Consider the following 8,912-nt stretch of genomic DNA (forward strand, 5'->3'; position numbering starts at 1 on the left):
TTTGGACTTTTGTTTCATCCAGTGGCAGGAGGTTGCGGTGAGCAACAAAGCCAGGGCGCAGGAGCAGGAAAAGGTTTTCATACCGATTGTATAATCGAATATAGGAAAAAGCCTTTTTTTCCCTATCTTATTCCACCAGAAAACACTACACATGAGAAAACCCTTCCTCCCTGCTACGACCCTCCTGCTGGCGGGCGGCCTTGCTATCAGCATGTTCCCGGCGGGCGGCGCCCTGGCGCAAAGACCCGAACGAACCGAACGGACCGAAAACCTCTCCCTCACCGTCAGGGATTCGGCGGCCCCCGGCAAAATGGACACCGCGGTAGGCCGCCCCATGGTTACGCACCACCAGATCACGGCGGACGGAAAGACCATAGAGTATACCGCGACAACCGGTTATATGCTGATGCACGACGAGACGGGCGAAAAACCCCTGGCTAAGATTTTCTATGTAGCCTATACCGCCGACAACGCCAGCAAGTCAAAACGCCCGGTAACCTTCGTGTTCAACGGTGGGCCCGGGTCGGCCTCGATCTGGCTGCACATGGGGTCCTTCAGCCCGGTGCGGGTGAAGTTTGCCGACGACAAGGGGAATGCCCCGGCGCCGCCTTATGAATACGAGGACAACCCCTATACCTGGCTGGGCTTTACCGACCTGGTATTCATCGACCCCGTTTCCACCGGGTACAGCCGGCCCGTCAAGGGCGTCCAGGCGAGCGACTTCCACGGCTATACCGAGGACCTCCAGTCGGTAGGCGATTTTATCCGTTTGTACGTCACCCAGACCCAGCGCTGGGGCAGCCCCAAGTTCATCGCCGGAGAGAGCTACGGCACGACCCGCGCGGCGGGTCTATCGGGGTACCTTCTGAGCCGCTATGGAATGAACCTGAACGGGATCACGCTCATCTCGTCGGTGCTCAACTTCCAGCTGATCGACTTCGCCCACGGGAACGAGATGCCATATATCTTTTTCCTGCCTACATACGCCACCACCGCGCGTTATCACCATAAGCTCTCCCCCGAGCTCGAAAGCATGACGCCGGCCGAGCTCACCCGGCGGACGGAAATCTTTGCCGGGGGCGCGTACGCGAGCTTCCTGATGCAGGGCGATAATGCCTCCGCCGAGCTGACCAACAGCATCATCGATTCGCTGCACTACTTCACGGGACTGTCCGCCAACTATATCAAGGAGTCGCGGGAACGCGTCAACGCGTTCCGCTTTTTCAAGGAAATCCTCAGGGACCAGGGCCTGACGGTAGGCCGTTATGACAGCCGCTTCACCGGGGAGGATATCGACGACGCGGGGGAACGGTCCACCTATGACGCCAGCGACAACAACCTGACGGGTCTTTTTGTCGGCGCCTTTAACAACTATATCCGCCGTGAGCTGGGCTTCCGCAGCGACCTGCCGTACGAATCCACCGCCAACGTCCGCCCCTGGGACTACCGTAACGCGGAAAACGAATACCTCGACGTGAGCGAAACGCTCCGGGCCGCCATGACCCAGAATCCCCACCTGCACGTGGATGTCGTGTGCGGCTACTATGACCTGGCCACGCCCGTCTATAACGCGGAGTACATGGTCAGTCACATGGGGCTGAGACCCGACGTGCGCGGGAACATCATCCTGAACTACTACGAGGCGGGTCACATGGTCTATGTGAGTAAGGAGACCGACGCGAAGCTACTGCAGGACGAAAAGAAGTTCTACGAGAACGCGGTTAAACCCTAGGTTCTTGCCTGCGACACTTGCCGGCGGGCGCGTCGCGTGAACGGGCGCAGGCTGCGTTCGTCCCGTAAAGCGGGGCGTTCAGCCCATTTTCGGCCGTCCCCCCTTGTCCTTGCCGCATATTTGCCGTATGAAACGGCTGCTACCCCTCCTGCTTTGCCTGGGTCTATTCACCCAGTGCCGGCGTCACTACCGCGCCTTTGACATCTACTTCTGGTCGAGCGATACGACCGGCCCTTATCGCCTTTACCTGGACCGGCACTACGCCGGCGACGTACCCTGTATCGGCCCACACACCGAAAAAGAGGGGGACCAGGTGCAGCAGGAAGGCCTTCACCACCATTTGCGCTCCGGTACCTACCAGGTGGATGTTTATGACCCAAGAGGCCGGGTCCGTTTCCATGGACACCTGACCATCCTCCGCCGGACGGGCAACCTCACCATCAGCACGGACATCGGCGACACCCATATCGAAGCCCACGGTGACGCTTTCCTGGAAGAATTTTATACAAAGGAGCGGCCCAATTCTTGATAATTGAGTAGCTTGAACACATAAATCTTCCATTATGGGCAACAGGGACAAGAGCATCATTTACGGTTTGCTCGGCATTTACGCCATCCTGGTCAGCTGGTACTATAACCACAGCATCGTTCTGGCGATCATCCATTGGATCTTCTGGCCGATATACCTGATATACGAATTGCTGATGGGGCACCTGGCCCACGATATGTGGAGGACAATTCCGCTCTCGTATTTTAAGTGAGCCGGCCGCTTCCATGGATGGCTGCCCCCGTTTACGCGGATTCCCTTAAATTGTGCCGAAAGCATCCACATGATCAGCAAAAGCGTATGCCTGACCGCAATCCTGGCAGTTTCCAGCTACCAGTTGTTCGCGCAGGACAAACCCAAACCAGAAGACACCGAGTTCTACACTCCCGTTCCACCCAAGGTCACCCCAGGGGCCACCTGTAGCGCGCCGCCTTCCGACGCCGTCATCCTTTTTGACGGCACCGGTGAAGATAAATGGGTGGCCGCCTCCGACAGCACCAAGCCCGCGGACTGGATCGTCCACCACGGTATCCTCACGGTCAACAAGCACGGCGTGGGTAACATCCGCACCAAGCAATATTTTGGCAACTATCAGCTGCACATCGAATGGCGCGTGCCCAAAAACGTGACCGGTTCCGGCCAGGCGCGCGGGAACAGCGGCGTTTTCCTGGCCTCCATCGGATCGGGTGACGCCGGTTACGAGCTCCAGGTGCTGGACAACTACGAAAACAAAACGTATACCAACGGTCAGGCAGGGTCTATCTACAAGCAATCGGCGCCGCTCGTCAACGCCTCCCGCAAACCCGGGGAGTGGCAGAGCTATGACGTGGTCTGGACTGCCCCGGTCTTCGGCGCGGACGGGAACGTCCAATCTCCCGCCCGGGTCACCGTTTTCCACAACGGCGTCCTCGTTCAAAACAACTTCAGCCTGCTCGGCCCGACGCTCTATATCGGGAAACCCTCCTATACTCAGGCCCATGGCCCGAGCCCCGTCAAGCTCCAGGCGCACGGCGACAAGAGCGAACCGATCAGCTATCGCAACATCTGGATAAGACCGCTATGAGGATACGGTTCGTAGTGCCGCCCGCTTTGATGGTCGCCGTTTGCGCGGTCGCCATTTGCGTTGTCCCCGTCGGTGCCGTCTCCGCCCAGGAGCACCTGACCTCCGGCGGCAAGCTCAAGCCCGAGCAGGCCGTCATGGACATACGGCATTATACGATCGCCCTCAAGGTGAACATACCCGACAAAAGCATCGACGGCTATACCGACGTGGACCTGGTACTATCCAAGGCCACGCCGGTGTTGCTGTTCGACCTGCTCGATTCTTTCCATATCCATTCGGTAAAGGTGGATGGGCACGAGATGCCCTATTCCTACGGGCAAAACCTGATCCGGATCAGCGGCATTTTTTCCGCCGGCAAACATACCGCGCGGGTGACGTACGACGGTCGCCCCCACGTGGCGGTACACCCACCCTGGGACGACGGTTTTACGTGGACCAGCGATTCCAGCGGCCATCCCTGGGTTGCCATCACGGCCGAAGGCACGGGCGGAAAACTCTATTTCCCCTGTAAAGACCACCCCAGCGACGAGCCCAACGAGGGCGTGGATATGTTTATCAACGTGCCTGAAAATCTCGTCGTAGCGGGACCGGGGTTGCTGGTGGAAACCACTCACTCCGGCGATCGGTCCACGTATCACTGGAAGACGCGTTATACCATCAACAACTACAGCATTGTCTTCAATATCGGCAACTACAAGGTCGTCCAACGCGAATACACCACCGTCGACGGGCACCTGGTCCCCATGGTGTTTTATGTGCTGGCGGAACACGCCGATAAGGCGCCGCACCACCTCGAGGTCTTCGAGCGCACCGTACACGAGCAGGAACGTTACTTTGGCGAATATCCCTGGGCAAAGGAAAAGATCGGGATCGTGGAAACGCCCCACCTCGGCATGGAGCACCAGACGATGAACGCCTATGGCAACCATTTCCGCTACACCAAGGTGGGCGGCGAGGACTACGACGGCCTGATGCACCACGAGTTCGGTCACGAATGGTGGGGCAATAAGGTCACCGCGCGCGACTGGGCCGACTATTGGATACACGAGGGCATCTGTACCTTCGGGGACGGCCTGTACGTCCTGGCTATGGAAGGGGAAGACGCGTACGACAAGTACTTCCAGCGGACGGGTCGCTCCATCCAGAATACCGCGCCCATCGTCCTGGGCAAGGACATCGACGAAGAGGCCGCCTACCAGGGTGACATCTATCCGAAGGGCGCCTTTTTCATGCACACGCTCCGTTGGGTGATGGGGGACAGCCTGTTCTTCCCAACCCTCAAGGGTTTTGTCACCGATCCGGCGTACACCTACGACAACCTCGTCACCACCGACGACGTACAAAACTATTTCAGCCGCCGGGCCGGCGTCGATCTGTCGCCGTTGTTTACCTTGTACCTAAGGACTACCCATAAGCTGGAGGTGCACGTCCGCCGCGTCAGTCCCGGGCATTATGCCGTCCGGCTGGTGGATATGCTGATGACGCTGCCGCTGGAGATCACGACATCCGCCGGACGCCGCGTGTTGCGCGTGGGCGCCGGCGAAGTGGCGTTTGAGAGCGACACGCAGCCGGTTGTCGATCCGCGGATGTGTTATCTGTCCAAGGTCACCTTCGAGTAGCTCGCGATCGGGCTTACCAAACTCAGCACCCCTCCAAGGAAATAGCAAATCGGCCCCACTATGGCCATCATCCTCGATTGACGATGAATCTCGGGCGTATAAGTGGGCTCCCGGATGTCCCCGTGTCTTTCGACATAGCTAAGCAGCAGGAAGTGCTGGGCAGCGCAAAGGAAAAGGACCCCGCAGTAAAAGATGATGGCCGTGGGGAAAAGCGGGTGCGTCGCGAGCACCGCCGCGGGGAACGGGATCAGCGCCGCCCCAGAATATCCCCACGACCAAAAAGGAAAAAAGAAAAGTGAGCAGGTTGGGCCAGGCGTCCTTCAACGCGGTCTGTAATGCCTTGTCGCTGGCGACCTCCGTTCCCGGTATGCGGATGCTCAGCACAAGCAAGGTAATGGTGATGGCAAAAACGCCATCCGAAAACGCCTCCAACCTGCCTTTGTTCATAGCGCGATGCGTTTGCCTTCTTTCGCCGACCGCCTGGCCGCCTCCAGGATGCGCACCACGATAAGGTTGTTGGGCAGCCCGGACAGGTCGTTGTCGGAATTGATCTTCCCGCTCAATACGTCAGCCAGGTAGGTAAGGTTGTCGGTGTATGCCGGCGTCGGCACCTCCAGCGGGCTATAGGGTTTGTCGCCCTTGCGCTCCTGGAGGTCGTGCGGATTCAGGGCGTGCAGGTAACCTTTGTCGCCGAATACTTCCCAGTCCTTGATGCTAAAGGGCCAGTTCCAGGAGCCTTCGATCAGCCCCACAGCGCCCGGCCATTCCACCGTGATGGTCGCGTCGTCGTCCACCTTGGGATAGACATCGGGTTTGTAATGTTTGAGTACGGCGGACACCGAGACCGGCATCTTATTACCCATCAGCCAGGTCATCAGGTTCGCCCCGTAGCAGCCGAAGTCGACGACGGCGCCGCCGCCGTTTTTCTCCGGATCAGTGAGCCACTTCAGAAAATCCTGGCTACAGCCGATTTCCTTGGGTCCCTGGTGTCCGTCGTGGGCGACCATTTTACGGACCTGCCCGATCTCGCCATTGCTGGTTAATGCGTAGACGTCCTGGTTCGTAGGATACCAGGTCGTTTCGTAGTTCACCAGCAGGTGGATATGATATTGTTTTACAAGGGCCTCCATCTTGTCGGCCTGGGCGACACTGACCGCCAGGGGCTTCTCCACCATCACCGACACGCCCTTGGGCGCGCAGGCTTCCACTACCGACAGGTGCTCCACGATCGGGTTGTAGGCGAGGACCGCGTCGGGCTTGATGTGCTCCAGCATCACCGATACGCTGGGGTAGAACAGGTTGTCGGGCAGGTTATAGCGCCGTTTCCACTTGGCAATCAGCGCGGTGTCCGACTCCGCGATCCCTTCTATGAGGACCTTTCCCTTTTTGTATTGTTCCATCAGACCATACACGTGGTCGTGATTCAGACCGGCCACGCCGACCTTGAGCACGGCTTGTCCCCAGGACGCCGACGACGCCAGGAAAGCCAACAGGATTAGGTATATCTTTTTCATAGCCCGAATGTAAGATAGCCCGATTGGCCAGGGGTTGCGATTCCGCTCATTTTTTGGTTAGTTTTTTCCCGTTGGGCGGCCTTTGTGTATTTTCAGGCAAATACACGTCCATGCATGCCCGAACGTTGCTTGTCGCCCTGCTCTTGCCATTTTCCGCTTTCGCCCCTTTTGCCGCGTCCGCGCAACTGGCGCTCCTCCGCAGCGAAGGCGACGTCGGCCCCGTCCTCCACCCCGGCTCCGCCATATTTGACACCGCCGCCCAGACCGTCACCCTAAGCGGTTCCGGCTCCAATATATGGTTTACCCGCGACGAATTCCACTATCTCTATACCCGGATCAAAGGCGACTTCATCCTCCAGGCCCGCGGCCAGCTTCTCGGCAAGGGCGTCGAAATGCACCGGAAATTCGGATGGATGGTCCGCGCCGGTCTCGATACCGGCTCCGCCATGGTCTGCGCGGCGGTTCACGGGGACGGTCTCACGTCGCTGCAATACCGTCCCGCGAACGGCGCCAACGTATTAGAGAGCCGATCGACCCTCACCTCCGCCGACGTCATCCAACTGGAGCGCCACGGCAATACCTACATTATGTCCGTTGCCCGATCCGGATCACCCTTTGTCATCAACCAGGTTACCGATATTCCCCTGGATTCCGCCGTCTACGTAGGCCTCTTCATCTGCTCCCACAATAAAGACGTCACCGAAAGCGTCCGTTTCGACAACGTCCGGCTGATAAAGCCTTCCTGGGCCGGCATGGTCCCCTACCACGATTATCTTGGGAGCCACATCGAGCTGCTCGATCTTTCCAGCAGTTCCCGCCGGATCGTTTATTCCGATCCCGGGTCCGTCCAAGCGCCCAACTGGATGCACGACGGACGGGCGCTCCTCTACAACGCCGGGGGCGCGATCTACCGTTTTGATCTAAACGCCCGCTCCGCGGCGCTTCTAAACACGGGCTCGGTGAGAAGCAACAACAACGACCACGTCCTGTCCTTCGACGGCCGCATGCTCGTCCTGTCCAGCGATATAGACCATCATTCGATCGTCTGGAAGGTCCCCTCCTCGGGCGGCGATCCCGTCCAGCTCACCCCGACCGGCCCCAGCTACGGCCACGGCTGGTCCCCTGACGGCAAATACATCGTCTTCACCGGCCAACGCAACGGCGACTTCGACATCTACCGCATCCCGTCCGGCGGCGGCCCCGAAGTCCGCCTCACCACCACCCCCGGTCTCGACGACGGCCCGGAATACAGCCCCGACGGCCGCTTTATCTATTTCAACTCGACCCGTTCCGGCAGCATGCAGATCTGGCGCATGAACCCCGACGGCACCCACCCCGAGCAGCTCACCAACGACACCTGCAACAACTGGTTCCCCCACCTTTCCCCCGATGGTAAGTGGGTCGTTTTCATCTCCTTCTGGCCGTCCGAAACCCGCCCCGACGACCACCCCTTCTACCGCCACGTCTACCTCCGCGTCATGCCCGCCTCCGGCGGCGCCCCCCGCGTCGTAGCCTATGTCTATGGCGGCCAGGGCACCATCAACACGCCCTCCTGGGCGCCCGATGGGCGGCATATTGCCTTCGTCAGCAATTCCGGGCCCATATCTGGAGAATGATCGCTATATTTGCACCCCTTACATAGCGGAGTCCACTCCGCCCTCGGGATGTAGCGTAGCCCGGTATCGCGCCTGGTTTGGGACCAGGAGGTCGCTGGTTCGAATCCGGCCATCCCGACAAAGCCTGCAGCGTGCAGATGAAGCCATCGCGAATGCGATGGCTTTTTTTATGCCGGGACGGCAACGGCCGAGCTTGCTCGGACGGGGTCGTTTAGGCATAAAAACGCCCCCTCCGGGGGCGCATCTGCATGCGGCAGGCTTTAGGCCACCCCACCCGCGGATCACCGGAGCGCGTAGCGCGGAGGTAATCCGGTCATCCCGACTTAAATCAAGCGAGTTATATATAACTCGCTTTTTTATTTTCATTATTTTGGGTCAGGATTGAGACAGAAAAATGAGCGCATAATGTATTGAAGTAACTTGATCTCATTATGGTTTCCTTTTTTCAGAAGATTACGGATGTTCTTGATCAATTCCAAATACCTTATATGCTCTCAGGTAGCATAGCGATGGGGTTGTATACTGTTCCAAGGATGACCAGGGATATAGATTTCATTATCCATCTTGAAGCTAAAAACGTGGATTTATTTGTAAATAGCTTTAAAGAAGGGTTTAATTGTGACAGGGATGCTGTGAAAGAGGCAATCGAAGGACCAGTTAAGATGTTCAATATTATTGACCACGAATCAGGATATAAGGCAGATTTTGTAGTCTTGAAAGACGACCCATTTAGGCAAGAGGAATTTAACCGGAGGCTAAGAGTTGATTTTTACGGAAGGACCATTTATGTTGTTTCGCCGGAGGACCTATTAATATCGAAG

The 8,912-nt window shown here is 58.0% G+C and carries 9 protein-coding genes and 1 tRNA gene; 8 read left to right on the plus strand and 2 right to left on the minus strand.

Annotated features, from left to right (window positions below; all coding sequences use genetic code 11):
* The first annotated feature begins 151 nt into the window (after positions 1-151).
* From VL547_RS00730 to VL547_RS00750, 5 genes are all read left to right on the plus strand, one after another.
* The gene (locus tag VL547_RS00730) at positions 152-1,732 is read left to right on the plus strand and encodes a S10 family peptidase (protein WP_325574105.1); all 1,581 of its coding nucleotides are present in this window, start codon (positions 152-154) and stop codon (positions 1,730-1,732) included.
* Between the two features lie 127 nt (positions 1,733-1,859).
* The gene (locus VL547_RS00735) at positions 1,860-2,261 is read left to right on the plus strand and encodes a hypothetical protein (protein ID WP_325574107.1); all 402 of its coding nucleotides are present in this window, start codon (positions 1,860-1,862) and stop codon (positions 2,259-2,261) included.
* A 34-nt stretch (positions 2,262-2,295) separates the two neighbouring features.
* Positions 2,296-2,493 (plus strand): hypothetical protein, encoded by a 198-nt coding sequence (locus VL547_RS00740; protein WP_325574109.1) that lies wholly within the window; start codon positions 2,296-2,298, stop codon positions 2,491-2,493.
* A gap of 69 nt (positions 2,494-2,562) precedes the next feature.
* A complete protein-coding gene (locus VL547_RS00745; RefSeq protein ID WP_325574111.1) occupies positions 2,563-3,342 on the plus strand; it encodes a DUF1080 domain-containing protein in 780 nt (259 codons plus the stop codon).
* Positions 3,339-4,961, plus strand: a complete 1,623-nt coding sequence (locus VL547_RS00750) for a M1 family metallopeptidase (protein WP_325574113.1) — start codon at positions 3,339-3,341, stop codon at positions 4,959-4,961. Before VL547_RS00745 ends, VL547_RS00750 begins: the two co-directional genes overlap by 4 nt.
* 138 nt (positions 4,962-5,099) lie before the next feature.
* Here VL547_RS00750 and VL547_RS00755 read toward each other — a convergent pair whose 3' ends face one another.
* Together VL547_RS00755 and VL547_RS00760 are read right to left on the minus strand one after the other, a co-directional pair.
* The gene (locus VL547_RS00755; protein WP_325574115.1) at positions 5,100-5,408 is read right to left on the minus strand and encodes a TMEM175 family protein; all 309 of its coding nucleotides are present in this window, start codon (positions 5,406-5,408) and stop codon (positions 5,100-5,102) included.
* Positions 5,405-6,475 (minus strand): Gfo/Idh/MocA family oxidoreductase, encoded by a 1,071-nt coding sequence (locus VL547_RS00760; RefSeq protein WP_325574119.1) that lies wholly within the window; start codon positions 6,473-6,475, stop codon positions 5,405-5,407. Before VL547_RS00760 ends, VL547_RS00755 begins: the two co-directional genes overlap by 4 nt.
* A gap of 110 nt (positions 6,476-6,585) precedes the next feature.
* Between VL547_RS00760 and VL547_RS00765 the strand changes: the two genes are divergently transcribed.
* The 3 genes from VL547_RS00765 to VL547_RS00775 form a co-directional block, all read left to right on the plus strand.
* Positions 6,586-8,091: a biopolymer transporter TolR gene (locus tag VL547_RS00765; protein WP_325574121.1), complete on the plus strand. Its 1,506-nt coding sequence runs from the start codon at positions 6,586-6,588 to the stop codon at positions 8,089-8,091.
* A 44-nt stretch (positions 8,092-8,135) separates the two neighbouring features.
* Positions 8,136-8,209: transfer RNA gene (locus tag VL547_RS00770), tRNA-Pro, on the plus strand.
* Between the two features lie 370 nt (positions 8,210-8,579).
* The coding region (locus tag VL547_RS00775; RefSeq protein WP_325574123.1) for a hypothetical protein at positions 8,580-8,912 on the plus strand (333 nt) is incomplete at its 3' end.

The sequence above is a fragment of the Dinghuibacter sp. genome (genome assembly GCF_035492835.1).
GTDB lineage: Bacteria > Bacteroidota > Bacteroidia > Chitinophagales > Chitinophagaceae > Dinghuibacter.